Source organism: Streptomyces sp. NPDC051109, assembly GCF_044455885.1.
Taxonomy (GTDB): Bacteria; Actinomycetota; Actinomycetes; order Streptomycetales; family Streptomycetaceae; genus Streptomyces.
Genome location: NZ_JBITFF010000003.1, coordinates 364,449 through 386,182 on the forward strand (window position 1 = coordinate 364,449; position 21,734 = coordinate 386,182).

At 72.4% G+C, this 21,734-nt stretch carries 22 protein-coding genes and 1 riboswitch; of the genes, 9 read left to right on the forward strand and 13 right to left on the reverse strand.

The window, feature by feature from the left end; genetic code table 11:
* Position 1: 1 nt before the first annotated feature.
* A complete protein-coding gene (locus ACIBAD_RS07480) occupies positions 2 to 334 on the reverse strand; it encodes a hypothetical protein (protein WP_134071854.1) in 333 nt (110 codons plus the stop codon).
* Positions 335 to 422: 88 nt separating this feature from the next.
* On the opposite strand from ACIBAD_RS07480, the gene ACIBAD_RS07485 reads away from it, so the two are divergent.
* A complete protein-coding gene (locus ACIBAD_RS07485) occupies positions 423 to 1,229 on the forward strand; it encodes an alpha/beta fold hydrolase (RefSeq protein WP_398905163.1) in 807 nt (268 codons plus the stop codon).
* 124 nt (positions 1,230 to 1,353) lie between these two features.
* Here ACIBAD_RS07485 and ACIBAD_RS07490 read toward each other — a convergent pair whose 3' ends face one another.
* The gene (locus tag ACIBAD_RS07490; RefSeq protein WP_134071856.1) at positions 1,354 to 1,968 is read right to left on the reverse strand and encodes a CAP domain-containing protein; all 615 of its coding nucleotides are present in this window, start codon (positions 1,966 to 1,968) and stop codon (positions 1,354 to 1,356) included.
* 214 nt (positions 1,969 to 2,182) lie between these two features.
* Here ACIBAD_RS07490 and ACIBAD_RS07495 point away from each other — a divergent pair, with 214 nt between their 5' ends.
* The 4 genes from ACIBAD_RS07495 to ACIBAD_RS07510 all read left to right on the forward strand — a co-directional run bounded on the left by ACIBAD_RS07495 (position 2,183) and on the right by ACIBAD_RS07510 (position 5,874).
* On the forward strand, positions 2,183 to 4,111 hold the full coding sequence (locus ACIBAD_RS07495; protein WP_398905166.1) for a bifunctional metallophosphatase/5'-nucleotidase: 1,929 nt from the start codon (positions 2,183 to 2,185) through the stop codon (positions 4,109 to 4,111).
* A 114-nt stretch (positions 4,112 to 4,225) separates the two neighbouring features.
* The gene (locus tag ACIBAD_RS07500) at positions 4,226 to 4,630 is read left to right on the forward strand and encodes a hypothetical protein (RefSeq protein WP_134071858.1); all 405 of its coding nucleotides are present in this window, start codon (positions 4,226 to 4,228) and stop codon (positions 4,628 to 4,630) included.
* Positions 4,631 to 4,633: 3 nt separating this feature from the next.
* Positions 4,634 to 5,083 (forward strand): thiol-disulfide oxidoreductase DCC family protein, encoded by a 450-nt coding sequence (locus tag ACIBAD_RS07505; protein ID WP_398905168.1) that lies wholly within the window; start codon positions 4,634 to 4,636, stop codon positions 5,081 to 5,083.
* Between the two features lie 11 nt (positions 5,084 to 5,094).
* Positions 5,095 to 5,874, forward strand: a complete 780-nt coding sequence (locus tag ACIBAD_RS07510; protein WP_398905170.1) for a TetR/AcrR family transcriptional regulator — start codon at positions 5,095 to 5,097, stop codon at positions 5,872 to 5,874.
* A gap of 19 nt (positions 5,875 to 5,893) precedes the next feature.
* On the opposite strand, the gene ACIBAD_RS07515 is transcribed toward ACIBAD_RS07510, so the two are convergent.
* The 3 genes from ACIBAD_RS07515 to ACIBAD_RS07525 all read right to left on the reverse strand — a co-directional run bounded on the left by ACIBAD_RS07515 (position 5,894) and on the right by ACIBAD_RS07525 (position 9,124).
* Positions 5,894 to 7,456: an ABC transporter substrate-binding protein gene (locus ACIBAD_RS07515; protein WP_134071862.1), complete on the reverse strand. Its 1,563-nt coding sequence runs from the start codon at positions 7,454 to 7,456 to the stop codon at positions 5,894 to 5,896.
* Positions 7,457 to 7,595: 139 nt separating this feature from the next.
* Complete coding sequence (locus ACIBAD_RS07520; RefSeq protein WP_134071864.1) at positions 7,596 to 8,867, reverse strand: metallophosphoesterase; 1,272 nt, start codon at positions 8,865 to 8,867, stop codon at positions 7,596 to 7,598.
* Complete coding sequence (locus tag ACIBAD_RS07525; protein ID WP_030154873.1) at positions 8,864 to 9,124, reverse strand: SCO4848 family membrane protein; 261 nt, start codon at positions 9,122 to 9,124, stop codon at positions 8,864 to 8,866. The genes ACIBAD_RS07520 and ACIBAD_RS07525 overlap by 4 nt, the downstream gene beginning before the upstream one ends.
* 121 nt (positions 9,125 to 9,245) lie before the next feature.
* Here ACIBAD_RS07525 and ACIBAD_RS07530 point away from each other — a divergent pair, with 121 nt between their 5' ends.
* Complete coding sequence (locus tag ACIBAD_RS07530) at positions 9,246 to 10,514, forward strand: D-alanyl-D-alanine carboxypeptidase family protein (protein WP_398905173.1); 1,269 nt, start codon at positions 9,246 to 9,248, stop codon at positions 10,512 to 10,514.
* A 24-nt stretch (positions 10,515 to 10,538) separates the two neighbouring features.
* Here ACIBAD_RS07530 and ACIBAD_RS07535 read toward each other — a convergent pair whose 3' ends face one another.
* The 4 genes from ACIBAD_RS07535 to glyA all read right to left on the reverse strand — a co-directional run bounded on the left by ACIBAD_RS07535 (position 10,539) and on the right by glyA (position 14,746).
* Positions 10,539 to 11,471: a YihY/virulence factor BrkB family protein gene (locus tag ACIBAD_RS07535; RefSeq protein ID WP_134071868.1), complete on the reverse strand. Its 933-nt coding sequence runs from the start codon at positions 11,469 to 11,471 to the stop codon at positions 10,539 to 10,541.
* Positions 11,472 to 11,637: 166 nt separating this feature from the next.
* Complete coding sequence (locus ACIBAD_RS07540) at positions 11,638 to 12,258, reverse strand: 2'-5' RNA ligase family protein (protein WP_134071870.1); 621 nt, start codon at positions 12,256 to 12,258, stop codon at positions 11,638 to 11,640.
* 98 nt (positions 12,259 to 12,356) lie between these two features.
* Positions 12,357 to 13,370: a tryptophan--tRNA ligase gene (trpS, locus tag ACIBAD_RS07545; RefSeq protein ID WP_134071872.1), complete on the reverse strand. Its 1,014-nt coding sequence runs from the start codon at positions 13,368 to 13,370 to the stop codon at positions 12,357 to 12,359.
* A 107-nt stretch (positions 13,371 to 13,477) separates the two neighbouring features.
* The gene (glyA, locus tag ACIBAD_RS07550; protein WP_134071874.1) at positions 13,478 to 14,746 is read right to left on the reverse strand and encodes a serine hydroxymethyltransferase; all 1,269 of its coding nucleotides are present in this window, start codon (positions 14,744 to 14,746) and stop codon (positions 13,478 to 13,480) included.
* A gap of 35 nt (positions 14,747 to 14,781) precedes the next feature.
* A riboswitch (ZMP/ZTP riboswitch) is annotated at positions 14,782 to 14,872 on the reverse strand.
* Between the two features lie 159 nt (positions 14,873 to 15,031).
* Between glyA and rocD the strand changes: the two genes are divergently transcribed.
* Positions 15,032 to 16,237, forward strand: a complete 1,206-nt coding sequence (gene rocD / locus ACIBAD_RS07555) for an ornithine--oxo-acid transaminase (RefSeq protein ID WP_134071876.1) — start codon at positions 15,032 to 15,034, stop codon at positions 16,235 to 16,237.
* 65 nt (positions 16,238 to 16,302) lie between these two features.
* On the opposite strand, the gene ACIBAD_RS07560 is transcribed toward rocD, so the two are convergent.
* Together ACIBAD_RS07560 and ACIBAD_RS07565 are read right to left on the reverse strand one after the other, a co-directional pair.
* Positions 16,303 to 17,496: a glutathionylspermidine synthase family protein gene (locus ACIBAD_RS07560; RefSeq protein WP_398905177.1), complete on the reverse strand. Its 1,194-nt coding sequence runs from the start codon at positions 17,494 to 17,496 to the stop codon at positions 16,303 to 16,305.
* 6 nt (positions 17,497 to 17,502) lie between these two features.
* Positions 17,503 to 17,829, reverse strand: coding sequence for a hypothetical protein (locus ACIBAD_RS07565; protein WP_134071880.1), 327 nt, complete (start codon positions 17,827 to 17,829; stop codon positions 17,503 to 17,505).
* Between the two features lie 97 nt (positions 17,830 to 17,926).
* Between ACIBAD_RS07565 and ACIBAD_RS07570 the strand changes: the two genes are divergently transcribed.
* Positions 17,927 to 18,799 carry a hypothetical protein gene (locus ACIBAD_RS07570; RefSeq protein ID WP_398905437.1) on the forward strand — a complete coding sequence of 291 codons (873 nt, stop codon included), beginning with the start codon at positions 17,927 to 17,929 and terminating at the stop codon, positions 18,797 to 18,799.
* Between the two features lie 26 nt (positions 18,800 to 18,825).
* On the opposite strand, the gene ACIBAD_RS07575 is transcribed toward ACIBAD_RS07570, so the two are convergent.
* The gene (locus tag ACIBAD_RS07575; RefSeq protein WP_134071885.1) at positions 18,826 to 20,277 is read right to left on the reverse strand and encodes a PLP-dependent aminotransferase family protein; all 1,452 of its coding nucleotides are present in this window, start codon (positions 20,275 to 20,277) and stop codon (positions 18,826 to 18,828) included.
* A gap of 47 nt (positions 20,278 to 20,324) precedes the next feature.
* Between ACIBAD_RS07575 and ACIBAD_RS07580 the strand changes: the two genes are divergently transcribed.
* Positions 20,325 to 20,828: a carboxymuconolactone decarboxylase family protein gene (locus tag ACIBAD_RS07580; RefSeq protein ID WP_134071887.1), complete on the forward strand. Its 504-nt coding sequence runs from the start codon at positions 20,325 to 20,327 to the stop codon at positions 20,826 to 20,828.
* Between the two features lie 39 nt (positions 20,829 to 20,867).
* On the opposite strand, the gene ACIBAD_RS07585 is transcribed toward ACIBAD_RS07580, so the two are convergent.
* Positions 20,868 to 21,734 (reverse strand): hypothetical protein, encoded by an 867-nt coding sequence (locus tag ACIBAD_RS07585; protein WP_398905180.1) that lies wholly within the window; start codon positions 21,732 to 21,734, stop codon positions 20,868 to 20,870.

Sequence of the window (21,734 nt, forward strand, 5' to 3'; positions counted from 1 at the left end):
GTCAGCCACCCACCAGGGCGACGAGCTTCAGGAACGTGACCTCCGTGCCGAGCGGCAGGTCGACGACCTCGTCGAGATCGGTGACCTGGCGGTCCCCGACGAGCACGAGGAACCCGTTGCGCCCGAAGGCGGTGAGCGCGAGTTCGGCCTGTTCGCGGGCATCGGGCCGGTCCCTCAGCGGCACGAGGGCGGCGGCGCGCCGCTCGGCGACCTCCTGGAACACCCGCCGCCGGATCAGCTCGCGCAGCGCGAGCCGCTCCTCGGCCACCTCGAACTCCCAGCCGTCGCCCCGGCCGCCCGCTGTCGTCTCGTCGACGAAGGTCACCATTCCCATGACCAGGAGCGTAAGGGGGCCCTCTGACAGCGGATCGGCTGCCGCATATCCAGGGGCGGTTGGCCCGCATGTCGGACAGGATGCCCCCATGAACCCCGTGACCCCCATGACTCCCGAGAACCCCGTGAACCCCCTCCTTGCGCATGACGTCGCCGGCCCGGCGGACGGCCCGGCGCTGGTCCTGCTCCACTCCTCCGTCTGCGACCGCCGGATGTGGGAGCCGCAGTGGGGCCCGCTCGCACAGGCCGGATTCCGGGTCGTCCGGGCCGACTTCCGTACCTGTGGGGACTCGCCGCCGGCCGTCGCCCCCTACCGCGATGCGGACGACGTACTCGACCTGCTGGACGCCCTCGGCATCGAACGGGCCGCCTTCGCCGGGTCCTCGTACGGCGGCCGCGTCGCCCTGGGGATCGCGTCCCTGCACCCGGAGCGGGTGTCCGCACTGGCCCTGCTCTGCTCCGCCGTCCCCGCCCAGCAGCGCGGCCCAGCCCTCCAGAAGGTCGCCGACGCGGAGGACGCGCTGCTGGAGGCCGGGGACGTCGCGGGGGCGGTGGAGCTGATGGTGGACACCTGGCTCGGCCCGTCGGCGGACGAGGAGGCGCGCGCGCTCGTACGGACCATGCAGCGCCGCACCTTCGACGTGGCACTTACCGCGGAGGGGCGCCACGAGCTCCCGGAGCACGAGATCGACCTCGGGGCCGTCGCCGCCCCGACCCTGGCGATCGGCGGCGCCCACGACGTCGAGGACTTCCGCGACATCGCCGCCGACCTCGCGCACCGCATCCCCGGCGCCCGCCACCTGGAACTCCCCTGGGCGGGCCACCTCCCGTCCCTGGAACGCCCGCGGGACACGACGGCCCTGCTGCTGGACTTCCTGCGGCACCCGATCCGGTGAACCGTGCGGATGCCGTGCGAGCCAGCCCGGGCCGTGAACCGGAATCCCCAGCGGGTGCACGTCCTCACCGGGCCCGCCGGAGGCGAGTACGGAAGCCACCGGGTGTTCGCGCCCGGCGAGCCGGTCACTGCTGGCAGCGGCCGAACGTCACGACGTAGGTGCCGGCCTGGCTCGCGCCGGCTCCGGCGCGGTCCGCCGCGCCCGGCTGGGCCCAGGCGCCGATCTCCCGCATCGACGGGTCGAGGACGCGCTCACGGTGGCCGTACGTGCTCACGTTCACCCACCAGTTGACCGCGGCGTTCGGAGTGCCCGCCGAGCCGCCCCAGCCCGTGTACGTGATCTCGGCGTAGCCCCACGACCTGGGGTTCGGGCAGTAGCCCGCGGCCTTGATCCGGGTCCCCGGTGTCGAACCGGTCTGCGGGTTGGTGTGCGAATCCTTGCCCGGGCCCCACCACTTCAGCTGCACGGCCGCCGCCGAGTGCTGCTGCGCCGCATTCGTCAGGGCCTGGTTCACGGTGAGGGCCGGCAGCCCCCGCTGCGTGCGCTGGGCGTTGATGAGGCAGATCACCGCGTTCCGTGCGGCGCTGTCGTTGCTGCTGGTCGGCGCCCGGGCAGCGGCCGCAGCATCGCATGTGGCGGCCGTCGCCGGCGCCGCCGAGACCGGTACGAGTGCCGCCGACAGGATTCCGGCCACGGCCAGGGTCCGTGCGGTTCGGATGAGTGAAACGTGCCTGCTCAAGGAGATCCACCTCCCCTTTCACGCCCCCGCTCCTCCAGGCTGCCACCGGCCCCGCCGCCCCGCCATCCGGGCCCGCCGCAGGCGTACGGCCCGGCGCGTCGACACCGGCTCCGCCCGGCGGGACCATTCCCCCGTGACGAGGCACTCGCACTCCAAGAGCACGTATCCGGACCTGAGTTCACACCACCTCGGGCGGCGGGGTTTCCTCACCGCCTTGGGGACCGCCGCAGCCACCTTCGCCACCGGGGTCCCCGCCCACGCCACCGAGCACGCGCGCGACGCCGCCTCCGCCGTCGAATACGTCGACGTCCAGCTCCTCAACATCACCGACCTGCACGGCTACCTCCAGGCCGCCCCCGGCACCAACGCCACCATCGCCGGGAACGGGGGACGCACGTACACCGTCGGCGGCGTCGCCTCCATGGGCGCCCACCTCGCCCGGCTGCGCGCCGACCGCGCCAACTCGTTCTTCTTCACACCCGGAGACGCCTTCTCCGGCTGGGAGTTCGACGCCGCCGCCTTCGCCGACGAGCCCACCATCGAGGCCCTGAACCGCATGGGCCTCGACTTCGCGACCGCCGGGAACCACGAGTTCGACAAGTCTCCGGCCTTCCTCCAACGGCACATGGAGCAGGGCGTCCCCTTGCCCGTGGAAGGCCGCGACGCCACCTTCACCGACTCCTCGGGCGCCCGCTTCCACGGCGCCGACTTCCGCTTCCACAGCGCCAACGTCGTCCGCACCGCCGACCGGGACGGCACCGTCCTGCCGCCGTACAACATCGAGACGGTACGGACGGCCGCGGGGCAGGAGCTGCGGATCGGGTTCATCCACCTCACCGCCGTCGGCAGCGAGCTCTTCCCCGGCTCCTACCAGCCCGGCCTGGCCACCCTCGACGAGGTCGCCACCGCCGACCGGTGCGCGGCGGAGCTCAAGGCCCAGGGGGTCAACGCGATCGTCCTGAGCATGCACGACGGAGCCGTCGCCGGCGCCGACTTCAACAGCGGGACCGACCCCTCCGGCCCCGCCCTCGACCTGGCCCTGCGCGTGTCCCCCGACATCGACGCCATCGTCACCGGCCACTGGCACACCCGGTTCAACATGATGGTCCCGGACCCGAACGGCGTCCCCCGACCGTTCGTCGAAGCCGGCTGCTACGGCCAGCTCATCAACGAGATCAACCTCCGCCTCGACCCCGCCACCGGCAGGGTGGTCCGCGAGCTGACCGTGTCGACGAACCACCCCAACACCCGCGACGTCACCCCCGACCCCGCCCTGAAGGAGGTCGTCGACCACTGGGCCGGCCAAGCGGCCGCCCGCGACGCCTCCCGGATCGGACAGCAGACCGGATCGTTCGTCCGTACGCGCAACACCGCCGGCGAGAGCACGATGGGCGACCTCGTCGCCGACTGGGCCCTGTGGGCGGGCCGCCGCCCGACCGACCCCGAGAACGACGCCAACGTCCACCCCAACGTCCCGGCCCAGCTCGCCCTGGTCGCGACCGCCCCGCGGGTCGGCCAGGCGGTCATCGCGGGCGATCTCGTACGGGACGCCGCCTCGGGCGGCGCCGTCACCTTCGGCCGCGCATGGAGGGCGGTGGGCTTCGGCGACCCGATCGTCAGCGCGACGGTGACCGGGCAGCAGATCCACGACGCGCTGGAGCAGCAGTGGACGACGGCGGCCGGCGGTGAGCTCCTCTTCGCGCCGCTGGCCGTCTCCAAGAACATCCGCTACACCTTCGACGCACTGGGGAGGGCCGGCGACCGCGTGGACCCGGCCGACGTGTTCATCGACGGCGCCGCGCTCGACCTCGCCGGCACCTACCGCCTCGCAGCCCCCTCGTACACCTTCCTCGCGAACGACGGCTACGGCGCGCTGAGCGGTTTCCAGTCCCCGTACCGCCACCAGCGGGACTTCGAGAGCTTCGTCGCGTACATCCGCGAGACCCAGACCCTCACCCCGGCCCCGCTGAACCGCGTCACCGCCGCCAACACCACCCGCCGCGGGGCCGACACGGGCCTCGTCCTGGACCGGGGCCCCCTCCTGTACCCCGACGGCACCCCGCTGCCCCGCCCCGAGGCCGCGATCCTCTCGGCCGACCGCCTCCACGCGGCGGGCGGGGAGGAGCCCGTCCCGCCCTGCTGAACGGCTACGGCGAGACGGTGAAGGCAGGCCCGGACGAGAAGCTTGAACCTGTTCAAAAAGAGGTCTACAGTCAGTCCTGCCAACGAGTTGAACACGTTCAAGGGGGGCTGAGGCATGGACCTCACCGTCGTCGCATACGTCATCTACCTGCTCATCAGCATCGGGCTGACCGTCTGGGTCGCCCGTACGCTCAGCCGCAACGGCCGCATCTTCATCGCCGACGTCCTGCACGGGAACGAGAAGCTCGCGGACGCCGTGAACCACCTCCTGGTGGTGGGGTTCTACCTCGTCAACATCGGCTTCGTGACGCTCTACCTGCGCTCGGACGTCGGCATCGAATCGGCCCGGGAGCTCTTCGAGGCCCTGTCGGTCAAGATCGGTGTCGTCCTGCTGGTCCTCGGCGTCATGCACCTCGGCAACGTGTGGGTGCTGAACAAGATGCGCCGCCGCGGGATCATGGAGCACCAGCAGACCCCGCCGGTCGCCCCGCAGGGGTGGACCGCTCCGGCCGGGGCCTGAGCGATGGCCACGGCAACGGCGACGGCAGCGCAGGCGACCCGGCACCTGACCGTGCTGTACGACGCCGACTGTCCCCTCTGCGTGCACATCCGGCACTGGCTGCTCGGGCAGCGCTGGCTGGTGCCGCTCCGGCTGATCCCGGCCGGCTCCCTCGCCGCGCGGGGGAAGTTCCCGCAGCTCGACCACGCCTCGACGCTCCGCGAGATCACCGTCATCGGGGACGCGGGGCAGGTCTGGACCGGGACCGATGCCTTCATCGTGTGCCTGTGGGCGCTGGCGGAGCACCGGCCGAAGGCGAACTGGCTCGCCACCCCGGCGGGCCGGCCCTTCGCCCGGGCCGCCATGTACACGGCCTCCGCATGGCGCCAAGCCGTACGGACCGAGCCCGGGGCAGAGGGCGAAGCGGAGCCGGAGACCCCGGCCTGTGGCGACCACTGCTCCGTACCCGGCTAGGCTCGTACACCGTGACTGATCAGAAGGCTCCCAAGAGCGAGCAGACCCGCACGCTCATCCTCGAAACCGCGCTCCGTCTCTTCCAGGAGCGCGGCTTCGACAAGACGACCATGCGGGCCATCGCCAAGGAGGCAGGGGTCTCGGTCGGTAACGCCTACTACTACTTCGAGTCGAAGGAACACCTGGTCCAGGGGTTCTACGACCGGATCGGCGCCGCGCACCAGGCGGCGGTCCGGCCCATCCTGGACAGTGAGACCGATCTGCAGAAGCGGCTCGCGGGCGTGCTGACGAGCTGGCTCGACATCGCGGCGCCGTACCACGAGTTCGCCTCGCAGTTCTTCAAGAACGCGGCGGACCCGGAGAGCCCGCTCAGCCCCTTCTCCCCCGAATCGGAACCCGCCCGCAAGGCGGCGATCGACATGCACCGCGAGGTGCTGGGCGGCGCGAAGACCAAGGTCCCGGCCGAACTGGCCGACGTACTGCCGGAGCTGATGTGGCTCTCGCAGATGGGGCTGGTCCTGTACTGGGTCTTCGACCGGTCCCCGAACAGCGAGAAGACGCGGCGGCTCGCGGAGCGCGGCGCGCAGCTGACGACGCGGGGCATCGTCCTGGCCCGGTTCCGGGTGCTGCGGCCGCTGGTGCGCGAGGTCCACGAGCTGTTCGCGGACTTCCTGCCGGGGATGGCGCAGACGGTGGTGTCGAAGAAGAAGCGGGCCTCCGACCCGGATGCCGACTTCGACCCCGAGGCCGACTCCGACACCGACACCGACACCGCCTCCGGCCGCGCGTAGCGGCCGGAGGCCGGGGCGGCTACAGCCAGTTGAGCTCCCACAGGCGCCAGACCCCGGTGCCGTCGGAGAGGTACTGGGCGCCGGAGACGGACTCGCGCGACATCACGTAGTCCTTCTTCTGCCAGATGGGCAGCATCGGGACGTGCTGGGAGACCAGCTTCTGGAGCTCGCGGAAGTCGGCTGCGGCCTGGCCGCGGTCCGAGAACGACTGGGTCCGGGCGATGAGCGCGTCGACGGCCTTGTCGGAGAAGCCGTTGTTCATGCTGGAGTCGGCGCCGACGAGCGGGGCGAGGAAGTTGTCCGCGTCCGGGAAGTCGGCGATCCAGCCGATGGTGTAGGCGTCGAACTCACCGGCCGCGTAGGCCTTCTGGAAGTCGGCCCACTGCTCGACCGCCTTGATCTTGACCTGGAAGAGCCCCGTGGCCGTGAGCTGCTTCGCGATCTCGTCGGCCTCCGCGACGTTCGGACCGCGCGTGTTCACACCGAGGGTGAGGGAGACCGGGGCGGTGATCCCGGCGTCCTTGAGCAGCTTCTTCGCGGTGGCGCCGTTGGGCGCCGGGTACGTGTCGAAGAACGGGGTGCTGTGCGAGGAGATGCCGGCCGGGACGAGGGAGTAGAGCGGCGTCACCGTGCCGCGGTGGATCTCGCCGGCCACCCTGGAGCGGTCGATGACGGCCGCGATCGCCTGGCGCACGGCGGGCGGGGCGGTCGTGGAACCCGGCCGGACGTTGAAGACCATGCTGCGGGTCTCGGTGCCGCCGGAGGCCTGGTACTTGGTGTCCTTCAGGCCCGGATTGAGCCCGGCGAGCACCTCCGGCGGCATGTCGCGGTGGGCGACCTCGACCTGGCGGTCGGTCCAGGCCTGGTTGAGCTGGGCGGAGTCCTTGTAGTAGCGGACGGTGACGGCCGTCTTGGCGGGCTGCTTGGACTGTCCGCGGTAGGCCGGGTTCGGCTTGAGTTCGGCACTGCTGCCGGCCCGGTACGCGCCGAGGGTGAAGGGGCCGGAGCCGTCGACCTTGCCGTCCTGGCGGAGGCCCTTCGCCGGGTACTTCTCCTTGTCGACGATCGAGGCGGCGCCCGTCGCGATCTTGAAGGGGAAGGTGGCGTCCGGCGCGGAGAGCGTGAACGTCACGGTGCGGCCCTCGGCCTTGACCGACTGCAGGGTGTTGAAGAGGGGCGCCGGACCCTGGTCGGAGTTGATCGCCTTGATCCGGTCGAAGGAGTGCTTGACGTCCTCGGCGGTGATGGCGCGCCCGTTCGAGAACTTCAGGTCGGGGCGGAGCTCGCACTGGTACGTGGTGAGCTGCGCGCCGGTGAACTTGCAGGCGGAGGCCGCGTCCGGGACGGGCGTGTCGGAGCCGGACTTGATGGACAGCAGCGACTGGTAGACGTTGCTGAAGAGGGCCCAGGAGCCCGCGTCGTACGCACCGGCGGGGTCGAGGGACGAGACCACGTCGCTCGTCCCGACCCGCAGGGCGGTCCCGCTGCCGCGGCCCTCCTCCGGGAGCAGCTGCCAGGCGCCAACGCCGGCCACGCCGATCACCAGCCCGGCCGCGATGACCTTAGAGCGGACAGACTTCACCCTTGACCCCACCCCACCCATGAAATGCCATGGTTTGACTCGCTCACCGGATCCCCATGTCCGATTAACGGTCATCCCATCACGGAATTTCAGCCTCGGGAAGGCCGATTCACGGCGGGTCGTTGCCGGTTGCGCCCGGTCAGGCCTGGTATGAGGCGAGTTCCACGACAGTGATGTCGGACGGGGCCCCGACCCGGACCGGGGGACCCCAGGCGCCGGCGCCGCGCGAGACGTAGAGCTGGGTGTCGCCGTAGCGCTCCAGCCCGGCGACGGTGGGGTTGGCCATTTCGGCGAGGTAGTTGCCCGGCCAGAGCTGGCCGCCGTGGGTGTGGCCGGAGAGCTGGAGGTCGACGCCGTGGCGGACGGCGTCGTGGATGACGACCGGCTGGTGGGCCATGAGGACGGCGGTGCGGGCCGGGTCGCGGTCGCCGAGCGCGGCCGTGAAGTCCGGACCGTGGCCCTCCGTCGCGCCCTGGACGTCGTTGACGCCGGCGAGGTCGAAGTACGGGAGGGGGCGGCGGGCGTTCTCCAGGGGGGTGAGGCCGAGCTCGCGGACGTGGTCGATCCACTGCTGGGCGCCGGAGAAGTACTCGTGGTTGCCGGTGACGAAGTACGCGCCGTGGCGGGCGGTGAGCCGGCGGAGGGGCTCGGCGGCGCTGCCGAGGTCGTGGACGCTGCCGTCCACGAGGTCGCCGACGACGGCGATGAGGTCGGGCTGGGTGCGGTTGATCGTCTCGACGATGCGGGTGGTGTGGGCGCGGCCGAGGACGGGGCCCAGGTGGATGTCGCTGACCACGGCGATGCGGAAGCCGTGCGCTGCGCGGGGCAGCTTGGCGAGGGGGACCTGGACGCGCTTGACGCGGGGACCGCGGAGGACTCCGTACGTGCCGCCGGCGACGGTTCCGGTCGCGGCGAGGGCGGCGGCGCCGCCGACCGCTCGCGCGACGAACTGGCGCCGGGTGGCTCCGCCGGGCCCCTCGGCCGGCCCGGCCGCTGCGGCCGGGGCGTGCGTCGTCGCCGGGGACGCCCCGGCGGACGCCTGCGCCGCCGGGGCCGCGGTGGCCGGCTCGGGGGCGGGCCGGGTTCGGCCGGCGGGCGTCCGGCGGAGCAGGACGGCGCGGACGGGCTCCGCCACCAGCATCGCCAGGCTCAGGTACAGGAGGACCGCGAGCCACATGTACCCCGGCCAGGCCACGGCCTGTTGCAGCGGGAAGGGGGCGCCGGCGCGGCCCGCGGTGAGGGCGGCCAGCGAGAGGAGCGGCAGCGTGAAGGCGAGGGCGGTACCAGTGCGGCGAGCCGTGCCGCGCGGGCGCGTCGTATCGCGGACCAGCCGGACCCACAGCCAGCGGTGGACCAGCGCCAGCAGGGCCAGGACCAGCAGCGCGATCACCGCGAAGAGCAGGACCTTCACGCGTCCGGACCCCGGCGTGATTCACGCCGCAGCGCGAGGACTCCGCGCAACCCGATCACACCAACGGCCGTCCCCAGGAGAAAGGAGGCGATGGCCAGGAGAAGGTGTACCCAGAAGTAGGCCGTCGGCTCGCCCGCCGCGTCGAATGCCAGACCACTGGCGTCCTTCCACAGGTTCCGGACGAAAGTTGCCCAGATGAACCAGCTCCACACTCCGAAGGCGAGCAGGAACCAGGACACGGCGCGGCTGAGTTTCATGTCCCCAGTATCGGTTTGGTCCCCGGGACGGACGCGTCGGGGTGGGCTGTACCGGCGGTGGTCCGGCCATGTTGGCCGGTCCCTGACGGCAGACAGCCGATCGGGATGTACTTTCACCTGCGTGTCTGCCAAGAAGACCGCGCTGACGGTCCTTTCCGCCGGGCTGCTGGTCCCCGCGATGCTCGTGGTGCCCGCGCACGCCGCGCCCGCGCCGCCACCGGACGGGAAGAGCCGGCCGGCCACGGCCCCGGCCGCAGCCGCACCGCCGGCTTCGATGTCCACCGTCGGCGGGGCACTGCTCGGCAAGCCGGGGGTGCAGGTGAACCCGCTGGCGGGGGCTCCCGCGCTGCCGACGAACCTGACGGGGCGGTCGTGGATCGTGGCCGACGCCGAGACCGGCGAGGTGCTGGCGGCCAACAACGCGCACTGGCGGCTGCCGCCGGCCTCCACCCTGAAGATGCTCTTCGCGGACACGGTGCTGCCGAGCCTCCCGAAGGACCAGGTCCACAAGGTCACCCAGCAGGAGATGGAGGGCATCGGCGCGGGCTCCAGCCTGGTCGGGGTCAAGGAGGACCACGAGTACTCGGTGCACGACCTGTGGCTGGGGGTGTTCCTGCGGTCCGGGAACGACGCCGTGCACGTACTGGCCGCCATGAACGGCGGCATCGACAAGACCGTCAAGGACATGCAGGCGCACGCCGAGGAGCTCCAGGCACTCGACACGCACGTGGTGTCGCCGGACGGGTACGACGCCCCGGAGCAGGTGTCGAGCGCGTACGACCTCACCCTCATCGCCCGCTCCGGGCTGCAGAAGCAGGACTTCCGGGAGTACTGCGGGACGGCGCAGGCGAAGTTCCCCGGGCGGCAGGAGCCCGGGAAGCCGCGGGAGTACTTCGAGATCCAGAACACCAACCGGCTGATGACCGGGTCCGGCGGGCTCTCCCCGTACAAGGGCATCGCGGGGGTGAAGAACGGCAACACGACGATGGCCGGGTCGACCTTCACCGGCGCGGCGCAGCAGGGAGACAAGAAGCTGCTGGTCACGGTGATGAACCCGGCCTCGGGCGGGCTGAACTCGGTCTACGAGGAGACGGCCCGCCTGTTCGACTGGGGGTTCGCGGCGATCGGCAAGGTCAAGCCGGTGGGCGAGCTGGTCCCGCCGAAGAGCGCGGACACCTCCTCCGTCGGCTCCCCCGCCCAGTCGCACGAGCACCACCCGTCGGCGGCCGGTGAGGGCGCGGGCGGCGGGGTCGGCACCGCGCTCGGGGTCGCGGGCGGGGCGCTGGCCGTGATCGCGGGCGGGGCGTACGCGGTCAACCGCCGCTGGCCGCGGGGGCCGCGCGGCGGCCGGGGCACCGGCGCCGGTGGCGGCGGTGGCGAGGTCTCGTAGGCGTCCCGGCCGCCCCGGCCGCCCCTAGGGGGTGTCCTTCGCCGCCTGCTGCTCGGGCCGCTCCGGGTGCTGTGGGTCCCCGGGGTCCTCCGCGCCGTCGCCGTCCGCGTCGGCGCGGGTGGCCGTCCAGGCGGAGCAGTACAGCAGCAGCTTCGCCATGAGGTTGATCCAGATCAGCAGGGCGACGGGCACGCCGAAGGCGCCGTACATGCTCTTCGCGGCGACCCCGCGCATATAGCCGCTGAGCAGCAGTTTCAGCAGTTCGAAGCCGGCCGCGCCGAGGAGGGCGGCCTGGATCAGGCTGCGGCGCGGCGGTTCGACGCCGGGCAGCAGGGTCAGCACGTACAGCAGGATCAGGAAGGCGGCGACGACGCCGACGAGGAACGCGCCGGTGCGCAGGAGCGCGCCGCCCGCGCCGTGCTGCGGCACGCCCAGCCAGCCGCCGAACTTCCCGACCGCGCTGGAGCCGAGGATCGAGGCCGCCGCCGAGGCCAGGCCCACACCGCCGAGGCCGACGAGCACGAGCGCGTCCTTGCCCTTGCGGACGATGGGGTTCCCCAGGTCCTCGTCGTCCTTCTCCCACACTGCGCGCAGGCAGTCCCGCATCGAGCCGACCCACCCGATGCCGGTGACGAGCAGCAGGGCCGCGGCGACGAGCCCGACCGTGCCCGCGTTGGCGACGAGGCCGTTGATGTCGAGCTGGTCGGAGATGCCGGGGACCTGCTCGGTGAGGCTCTTCTGGAGCCGGTCCAGCTGCTCCTGGCTGAGCAGGGCGACGCCGATGGCGGCGGCCACGGTGATCAGCGGGAAGAGCGCGATGAAGCTGATGAAGGTGATCGCCGCGGCGAGCCGGCTCCAGTGGACCCGGTCGAGGCGCTCGTAGCCGCGCCAGGCGTGGGTTCGCATCAACCGGACCACGAGCGGGCCGATCACCGGGAGTTTCGTCAGCCAGTCCATGGGGTCACGGTAAATGAGCCGACGGAAATAGCCGGGATTACCGGGTTCGGGCACTACGGTCGTCGATTGTGACTTTTCGCGAAGCGCTTCCGACGGGCTGTCCCTTCCCCACCCTGCTCCTGCGCACGCTCCGCTTCCACGCCCGCCAGAGCCTCGGGCCGCTGCGTCAGGAGCGCCGTGCGGCCGTCTCCCCCGCGGGCCCCGCGGCCCGTGCCGCTTCATCGGCCGGTGAGCCCAGCTGCCCCGGGACTCCGGCGATCGGGCCCGTGCCGAAAGGGTATTCGCGCAGCTTGCGCCAGACCCCGTCCGAGCCCTGCTCGTAGAGCGCGAAGCCGGTGCAGGTCCACTGCGCCTCGTAGTCGGCGAGGGTGGCGAACGCCAGGTCCATCGCCTCCTCGGAGATCCCGTGGGCGACGGTGACGTGCGGGTGGTACGGGAACGCCAGCTCGCGGCTGAGCGGCCCGTCCGGGTCGCGGACCAGGCCCTGGAGCCGGGTGCATCCCGTACCGCCGTCGACGACCTGGACGAAGACGACCGGGGAGAGGGGACGGAACGTTCCCGTCCCCTCCAGACGCATCCCGAAGGGGCCGAAGGCGGCCGCGACCTCGGCCAGGTGGGCCCTGATCTCCGGCAGTCGGTCCGCCTCCACCTCGGTGGGCGGTACGAGGGTGACGTGCGTGGGGATGCCGTGCGCGGCGGCGTCCCCGAAGCCGGCGCGCAGCTCCTGGAGCTGGCTGCCGTACGGCTCCGGGACCGCGATCGAAACGCCGAGCGTTACGGTCCCCACGTATGTCTCCTCCGTCGTCTGGTGTGTACGGGTTGCGTACGGGTCCTGCCGACCCAGTGTGGGGCCAGCACCCCCCGGATTGCCAGGGCCTCCGGCGGTCAGTGCTTCGCGGGCACCAGACCGAGGCGGTCGTAGGCCTGCGCCAGGGTCTCGGCGGCGACCGCGCGGGCCTTCTCCGCGCCCTTGGCCAGGATGGAATCCAGGGTCTCCGGGTCGTCCAGGTACTCCTGGGTGCGCTGCTTGAACGGTGTGACGAAATCGACCATCACGCCGGCCAGGTCCGTCTTGAGCGCGCCGTAGCCCTTGCCCTCGTAGCGGGCCTCCAGGGCCGGGATCGACTCCCCCGTGAGGGTGGAGTAGATCGTGAGCAGGTTGCTGACGCCGGGCTTGTTCTCCGTGTCGAAGCGGACCTCGGCCTCGGTGTCGGTGACCGCGCTCTTGATCTTCTTCTCGGTGACCTTGGGCTCGTCGAGGAGGTTGATCAGGCCCTTGGGGGAGGACGCGGACTTCGACATCTTGATCGAGGGGTCCTGGAGGTCGTAGATCTTCGCGACCTCCTTGACGATGTGCGCGGCGGGGAGCGTGAAGGTCCGGCCGAAGCGCTGGTTGAAGCGCTCGGCCAGGTCGCGGGTCAGCTCGATGTGCTGGCGCTGGTCCTCGCCGACGGGGACGGCGTTGGCCTGGTAGAGCAGGATGTCGGCGACCTGGAGGATCGGGTACGTGAACAGGCCGACGGTGGCGTTGTTGACGCCGCCCTTGGCGGACTTGTCCTTAAACTGGGTCATCCGGCTGGCCTCGCCGAAGCCGGTGATGCAGTTCATGACCCAGCCGAGCTGTGCGTGCTCGGGGACGTGGCTCTGGATGAAGAGCGTGCAGCGGTCCGGGTCGAGACCTGCGGCGAGCAGCTGCGCGGCGGAGAGGCGGGTGTTGGCGCGCAGGTCCTTCGGATCCTGCGGCATGGTGATCGCGTGCAGGTCGACGACCATGTAGAACGCGTCGTGCGTCTCCTGCAGGGCGACGTACTGGCGGATGGCTCCGAGGTAGTTCCCGAGGTGGAACGAGCCGGAGGTGGGCTGGATGCCGGAGAGCGCGCGAGGACGATCAGAAGCCATGGCTTCATTCTCTCAGGTACGGCGGCCGCGGCGGTCCCCACCTGTCCGAAACCCCCCGGGCGGAGCCCCGGGGGTTTCGACGGGTCGGGGGACGCCTCGGTGAGCGGTCAGGAGACCGGCAGGCCCGGGGCCGGGTAGGCGGACAGGAGGTCCGCGACCTCGGTGCGGATGGCGGCCAGGGCCGGCTCGTCCTGCTTCGCGGCGGCGTCCACGGCTCGGGAGATCCAGCCCGCCACCAGCTGCATGTGTTCCGCCCCCAGGCCTCGCGAGGTCAGCGACGGGGTGCCGATGCGGATGCCCGACGGGTCGAACGGCTTGCGGGGGTCGAACGGGACCGTGTTGTAGTTCACCACGATCCCGGCGCGGTCCAGCGCCTTGGCCGCCACCTTGCCCGGCACCCCCCGCGAGGTCAGGTCCATCAGGATCAGGTGGTTGTCGGTACCGCCCGACACCAGGTCGAAGCCCCGGGCCAGCAGCGCCGCCGCCAGTGCCTTCGCGTTGGCGACCACCGCGTGCGCGTACGTCACGAACGACGGCTGCGCCGCCTCGTGCAGGGCCACCGCGATGCCCGCCGTCGTCTGGTTGTGCGGGCCGCCCTGGAGACCCGGGAAGACCGCCTTGTCGATGGCCTTCGCGTGCTCCTCGCGGCACATCAGCATCGCGCCCCGCGGCCCGCGCAGCGTCTTGTGCGTGGTCGTGGAGACCACGTCCACGTGTCCGACCGGCGACGGGTGCGCCCCGCCCGCGATCAGGCCCGCGATGTGGGCCACGTCGGCGACGAGGACCGAGCCCGCCTCCTGGGCGATCGAGGCGAACGCCTCGAAGTCGATCGTGCGGGGGAGCGCCGTACCGCCGCAGAATATGATCTTCGGGCGCTCCGCCAGCGCGAGTTCGCGCACGGCGTCGTAGTCGATCAGACCCGTCTCGGCGGACACCCCGTACTGCACGCCCCGGAACCAGGAACCCGTCGCCGAGACCCCCCAGCCGTGCGTCAGATGGCCGCCCATCGGCAGGGCCATGCCCATCACCGTGTCGCCGGGCTTCGCGAAGGCCAGGTACACCGCGAGGTTCGCCGGAGAGCCGGAGTAGGGCTGGACGTTGGCGTGGTCCACCCCGAACAGGCCCTTCGCCCGCTCGACGGCCAGCGCCTCGACGCGGTCGATGTTCTGCTGGCCCTCGTAGTAGCGGCGGCCCGGGTAGCCCTCGCTGTACTTGTTCTGCAGCACGGTGCCGGAGGCTTCGAGCACCGCGGCGGACACGTAGTTCTCGCTCGGGATCAGGCGAAGGGTCTGCGCCTGCAGCGTCTCCTCGGCGGCGACGAAGGACGCCAGCTCGGGGTCGACGGCGGTCAGGGCGGGGTGGCGGCTCGCGCTCATGGCGGCTCCTCCGGGGTCGATGTCAGATCTCGTCCCCGCGAGGCCCAGGCGAGCGGCCCTGTATGCGGTCGTGCGCGCACGACTCCCCCGGAGTTGGTTCTCCGTACGCCAGTCGCCGTGCGTACCGCTCACCTTAGCGGGCGGTCCACAAGAAAGGTTTCCCCGTCCGGTATACGAGCGACGTATAGCCGTATACAAGGTGACGTGACGCAGGTGACGACACCCCCGTCGCCTCCAGCACCCTCGTCACCTCCATGACGCCCGCCCCCGACGATCGGAGACCCCGTGTCGACAACTGCTGAAGCCCTGCGCTCCGCCGAGGCGCACAGCGCGCACAACTACCACCCGCTGCCCGTCGTCGTGGCGTCGGCGGAAGGCGCGTGGATGACGGACGTGGAGGGCCGCCGGTTCCTGGACATGCTCGCGGGCTACTCGGCGCTCAACTTCGGCCACGGCAACCGCCGTCTGCTCGATGCGGCCAAGGCGCAGCTGGAGCGGGTCACCCTCACCTCGCGGGCCTTCCACCACGACCGGTTCGCCGATTTCTGCAGCGAGCTCGCCGCACTGTGCGGCAAGGAGATGGTGCTGCCGATGAACACGGGCGCGGAGGCCGTGGAGACGGCGGTGAAGACCGCCCGCAAGTGGGGTTACGAGGTCAAGGGCGTGCCGGACGGGCAGGCCAAGATCGTGGTCGCGGCCAACAACTTCCACGGCCGTACGACGACCATCGTGAGCTTCTCGACGGACCACGAGGCGCGCGACCACTACGGGCCCTACACCCCCGGCTTCGAGATCGTTCCGTACGGGGACCTCACCGCGCTGGCGGCGGCCGTCACGGCCAACACCGTGGCCGTGCTGCTGGAGCCGATCCAGGGCGAGGCCGGGGTGCTGGTGCCGCCGGCCGGCTACCTGCAGGGGGTACGGGAGCTCACGCGCGAGCGGAACGTCCTGTTCATGGCGGACGAGATCCAGTCGGGGCTGGGCCGGACCGGCAAGACCTTCGCGTGCGAGCACGAGGACGTCGTACCGGACGTCTACATCCTGGGCAAGGCGCTGGGCGGCGGCGTGGTGCCGGTCTCGGCCGTGATCGCCGACCGGGACGTGCTCGGGGTGTTCCGGCCGGGCGAGCACGGCTCCACCTTCGGCGGCAACCCGCTCGCCTGCGCGGTCGCCCTGGAGGTGATCGCGATGCTGCGCTCCGGCGAGCACCAGCAGCGCGCCGCCGAACTCGGCGACCACCTGCACCGGGAGCTGAACCTGCTGGTCGGGGGCGCGGTGACCGCCGTACGCGGGCGCGGACTGTGGGCGGGCGTCGACATCGACCCGTCACACGGCACGGGCCGGGCGATCTCGGAGCGGCTGATGGAGCGGGGCGTCCTGGTCAAGGACACGCACGGGGCGACGATCCGCATCGCGCCCCCGCTGGTGATCAGCAAGGAGGACCTGGACTGGGGCCTGGACCAGCTGCGGGACGTACTGGCCGAGGGCTGATGGCCGGCGTCCGCCGGGGGCGCGGCCGGCCCGACCCGGGCCCGGCCACGTCCTCGTCGGCGCGGCTACAGGATGACGTGGGGCAGGAAGCGGGCGAACTCGTCCGTGACCGGGCCCGCCGACTCGCGGATGCCCAGGCCCGCCGCCTCCTCCTCGACGACCCAGGCGCCGAGCACCACGCGGTTGCCGTCGAAGTCGGGGAGCGGGGCCAGGCCCTGGAAGACGTACGTCTCCCCCTCGGCCGGCGTGAACGGCTCGTCGCCGCCGGGCGGGTGCAGGGTGACCCCGGCGCCCTCGCGGCCCAGCAGCGGCTTCGCGGCGTACCCGGTGGTCCGGGCGAGCTCGCGCGGACCGTCGAGGTAGGCGGGCAGCAGGTTCGGGTGCTCCGGGAAGAGCTCCCACAGGATCGCCAGCAGCGCCTTGTTGGACAGCAGCATCTTCCACAGCGGCTCGATCCAGGCGGTGGTCCCGGAGCCGCCGCCGTGGTCGTACGTGCCGAGGACCTGCGGGCCGAACGCGTCGGTGGCCAGCCACTCCCACGGGTAGAGCTTGAAGCAGCTGCGGATGAAGCCGAGCCTCTGGTCGACGAACCGGCCCGACAGGCCGTCCCAGCCGATCTGTTCGACGGACAGCGCCTCCGTCTCCAGGCCCGCCTGCTCGGCGGTCTCCTGGAGGTAGGCGACCGTCATCAGGTCCTCGCCGAGCTCGTCCGTCTCGGAGTGCGCGAAGTGCAGCGGGCCGGCCGGCAGCAGTTCCGCCTGCCTGCGCCAGGCCTCGACGAGCCGCTCGTGGAGGGAGTTCCACTGGTCGGCGCCGGGGAAGCGCTCCTCCATCCAGAACCACTGCGGACTGGCCGCCTCCACGAGGGAGGTCGGGGTGTCGGCGTTGTACTCCAGCATCTTGGCCGGGCTGCCGGAGCCGTCGTAGCGCAGGTCGAACCGGCCGTAGAGGGAGGGCTGTTCGGCGCGCCGGCGCCAGGACTCGGCGATCAGCGCGGCCAGCTTCGGATCGGTGATGCCGAGGTCCGCGAAGCGGTCGTGCTCGACGATGTGCGCGGCGGCGGCCAGGCACATGGCGTGCAGCTCCTCGACGACGTTCTCCAGCGCCTCCACCTCGGGGAGCGAGAAGGAGTAGTACGCGCTCTCGTCCCAGTAGGGGCGCAGGGAGTCGTCGGGGTAGCGGGTGAGGGGGTAGATCAGCCCCTGCTCCTCGACGGTCTTCTGCCAGTCGGGGCGCGGCTCGATGGTGTGGCGCTGCACGCTGGATCAGCCGCCCGAGGAGCTCTTGTGGCTGCCGCCGATGCCGCCGCGGGTGACGGCGGACTTGTCGAAGCTGCCGCCGCTGACGCGATTGCCGCTCGCGACGGAGCCGCCGTAGTAGTAGGAGCCGCGGCCGCCGCTCTTGCACTCCTTGGTGTTCAGCTTCTCCAGGGTGACGCGGTCCGCGCAGCGCTTGTCGGGCTCGCTGCTGCTGCCGCAGGCCACGAGGGCGGCGGCGAGCAGGCCCATGCCGCCGAGGGCGACACCGCCGGAGCGCATGCGGCGTCGGGTGGTGCCGGTGGTGTTGCTGCTGCTCGTACTGCTGTCGTCCATGGCGGACAGACTAGAACGGGGCAGCGGAGCGATGGAATCCGGCCGTCGAAACCCCCTCATGACCTCCATGATCTAGAGTCGTTTCGTGCTCCTCGGGATGGTTTGCGCACTCGGTGCGGCGGTCTGTTTCGGTACGGCGTCGGTGCTGCAGGCGATGGCCGCGCGGGCGGCGGAGCCGGGGACCGGGTCGGGACTGGACACCGCGCTGCTGCTGCGGGCGGCCCGGCAGTGGCGGTACGTCGCGGGCCTGGGGCTGGACGCGGCCGGGTTCGTCCTCCAGATCGTGGCGCTGCGGAACATCCCGATCTACACGGTGGGGGCGGCGCTGGCGGCGAGCCTCGCGGTGACGGCGGTGGTCTCGGCGCGGCTCCTGCACGTACGGCTGAGCGGGGCCGAGTGGGGCGCGGTGGGCATGGTGTGCGCGGGGCTGGCGATGCTGGCGCTGTCGTCGGGCGAGGAGGGCTCGGGGACGGGCTCGTTCGCGCTGAAGCTGGGGCTGCTGGCAGTGGCGGGACTGGTGCTGCTGGTGGGGGCGGTGGCCGGCGGGCTCCCGGACCCGTCGCGGGCGCTGGTCCTCGGTCTGGCCGCGGGGACGGGGTTCGGGGTGGTGGAGGTGGCGGTCCGCCTCATCGACGACATCTCGCCCGCGTCGTTCGCGAACCCGGCGCTGTACGCACTGCTGCTGGGCGGGGGCGCGGCGTTCCTCCTGCTCACCTCGGCGCTCCAGCGCGGCTCGGTGACGGTGGCCACCGCCGGCATGGTGCTCGGCGAGACGATCGGCCCGGCGGTGGTGGGGGTGGTCTGGCTCGGCGACCGCACCCGCGAGGGCCTGGCCTGGCTGGCGGTCCTCGGCTTCGCGGTGGCGGTGGCCGGAGCCCTGGCCCTGGCCCGCTTCGGCGAACCGCCGAACCCCGAGCCGCCGGACCCCGAGCCGCCGAACGCCGAGCCGGCGCAGCCCGGCCCCGCTTAGACGCGGGGTCCGGAGGCGGACCGCCGCTACGGCAGGGCGGCGAGCAGGGCCGACAGCGTCGCCGACCAGGCGCTCGTCGGCGGGGTGCCGTAGCCGACCACCAGCGCTTCCCGCCGGGGGAGGTCGGCGTCCGGGTCGGCGAAGAAGGACAGGGGCACCACCGCCAGGTCCTGCCAGGCCGCGGCCCGCAGGACCCCGGCCTCGGTCCCCGCCGGGAGGTCCAGCACCGCGTGCAGGCCCGCCGCGATGCCGGATACCGCCACCCGGTCGGAGACGGCCGCGACCAGCTCGTCCCGGCGCCGCCGGTACCGCAGCCGCATGCCGCGCACGTGCCGGTCGTACGCCCCGGACTTGATGAACTCCGCCAGCGTCAGCTGGTCCACCGCGCTCGACGTCCAGTCGGTCCGGCCCTTCGCCGCCACGACCTCGTCCAGCAGCCCCGGCGGCACCACCATCCACCCCATCCGCAGCCCCGGGGCGAGCGATTTGCTCGCCGTACCGAGGTAGACCACCCGGTCCGGGTCCAGGCCCTGCAGAGCGCCCACCGACTGGCCGTCGTAGCGGAACTCCCCGTCGTAGTCGTCCTCCACGATCAGTGCGCCGGTGCTGCGGGCCCAGTCGACCGCCGCCGCCCGGCGGGCGGGGGTCAGCGCCGCCCCGGTGGGGAACTGGTGCGCCGGCGTCAGCAGCACCGCCCCGGCGCCCGCGCCCGCCGGCCCCGACAGGTCCTGCGTCCGCGCCCCCGCGTCGTCCACCGCCAGCGGCCGGGTCCGCAGCCCCGCCCCCGCCAGCGAGTCCCGGTGGTGGTGGAGGCCGTACCCCTCCACCACCACGTCCCGTACCCGGCGCGCCCGCAGCACCCCCGCCAGCAGCATCAGCGCGTGCGCGAACCCCGCGCACAGCACGATGCGCTCCGGGTCCGCGTACACCCCGCGCGCCCGCGCCAGGTAGCCGGCGAGGGCCTCCCGCAGCTCCACCCGGCCGCGCGCGTCGACCGCGTACCCGAAGGCCTCGTTCGGCGCGTCCGTCAGCGCCCGCCGGGCCGCCGTCAGCCAGGCGGCGCGCGGGAAGGCGCCCAGGTCCGGGGTGCCGGGCACCAGGCTGTACGCATGCCGCCGCGGCGCGGGGCGGCGGACCCGGGCGGAGCCCGCGGGCCGCAGCGGCCGGGCCCGTTCCGCGACCCGGGTGCCCGAGCCCTGGCGGGCCGTCAGCCAGCCCTCGGCGACGAGCTCGGCGTACGCCTCCGCGACCGTGTTCCGCGCGATCCCGAGGTCCGCGGCGAACGTGCGCGAGGAGGGCAGCCGGGTGCCGGGCGCCAGTCGCCCGCTGCGCGCCGCCTCGCGCAGCGCCTCGACCAGCCCGGCCCGCAGGCCGCGCCCGGCGGAGAGGTCCAGATGCAGGTCAGCACCGAAACCGGAACCCGGTCCGCCGACCGCTTCCGCCGCCTCGTCATCGGAAATGGCCCAAGGATCCGTCATGGATATGGACCATACGGGCGGGCCGCCTGCTTCTTAAAGTTGGACGCATGACCACCACGTACGAAGACACCACCGCACACGCACCCGAGCACGCCCCCCGCATGGGCTGGGCCAAGCACGCGCCCGAGGTCTACAAGGCGATCGTCGGCCTGGAGATGGCCGCGAGGAAGGGCCTGGACCCGGCCCTGGTCGAGCTGGTCAAGATCCGCGCCTCGCAGCTCAACCACTGCGCGTTCTGCCTGGACATGCACACCAAGGACGCCATCGCCGGCGGCGAGAGCGTCGAGCGGATCGTCCAGCTCACCGCACTGGAGGAGTCGCGCCACTTCTACACCGAGAAGGAAGTGGCCGCGCTCGAACTGACCGAGGCCGTGACCGTCCTGACCGAGGGATTCGTTCCCGACGAGGTGTACGAGAAGGCCGCGAAGCACTTCGAGGAGAAGGAACTCTCCCACTTGATCGCCATCATCGCGACGATCAACGTCTGGAACCGCTTCGCCGTCACCACCCGCATGGTCCCGGGCCACTACACGCCGGGCATGTTCAAGTAGGCCCGACGCCGGATCGCCGCGCCAGTCCGGCCGGACGCTTCAGTCCGGCCGGAACGAGCCCAGGGCCGCCGCCACGCGCGTGCGGACGGCCTTGGCCTCGGCGACCGGGCCGAAGCCCATGAGCACCCAGCGGCTGCCGTCGGAGGCGACGGTCAGCCGCCCGATCGCGTGCGCGGTCCCGTTCGTCTCCCCGTCCGGAACCTCGTACACGATCTCGCAGCCGGCGGTGTCCTTCGCTCCGAGCGAGATCCGCCGGTAGCCGTCCCGGGAGCTGAGCTCCTTCGTGTCCTCGATCAGGACCTCGCACGCGTTGTCCGAGCCGCCGGTGACCGGGAAGACCTGGAGCAGGCTGCCCCGGCCCTGCTCGGGGCGGAACACCGTGCCGACGGTGCCCCCGCTCTCGGACGTACTGAGCTGCCAGTCGTCCGGGACCGCGACCCGGAACCCCGCTCCGGCGCTGCGCAGCACCTTGTACCCGTCCGGCACCTGCGGGGAGTCCCCCATCAGGTACGAGGAGCCCCGGACGGCCCCGCCCACGGCCACGGCGACGCCGAGCGCGATGCCCAGGCGGCGCGGCCACCGGCGCGCGGTGCCCCGCGCGGGCGGGACGCTCCGGGGTGCCGGGCCGGCCGGAGCGGCCCACGGGTTCGGCGGCTCCGTGTCCGGGGGCTCGGTGTCCGGTGGCTCCGTGTCGGGGGGCTCGGTGCCCGGGGGGTAGGCGGGCTTCGGCGGGAGGTCCGGGCGCCCGGACCCCGGCCCCTCACCCGCGGGGCCGGGCGCGGCCCCTGGCTCGCGCGGGGGCTCGGGCTCCGGGCTCCCCCGCCGACCCCGCCGCTGCGGATCCTCCGGGTGCTCCCACTGCTGCGTCTGCGGGTTCCAGCGGGCGGGGCCGCTCCCCGGGGTCAC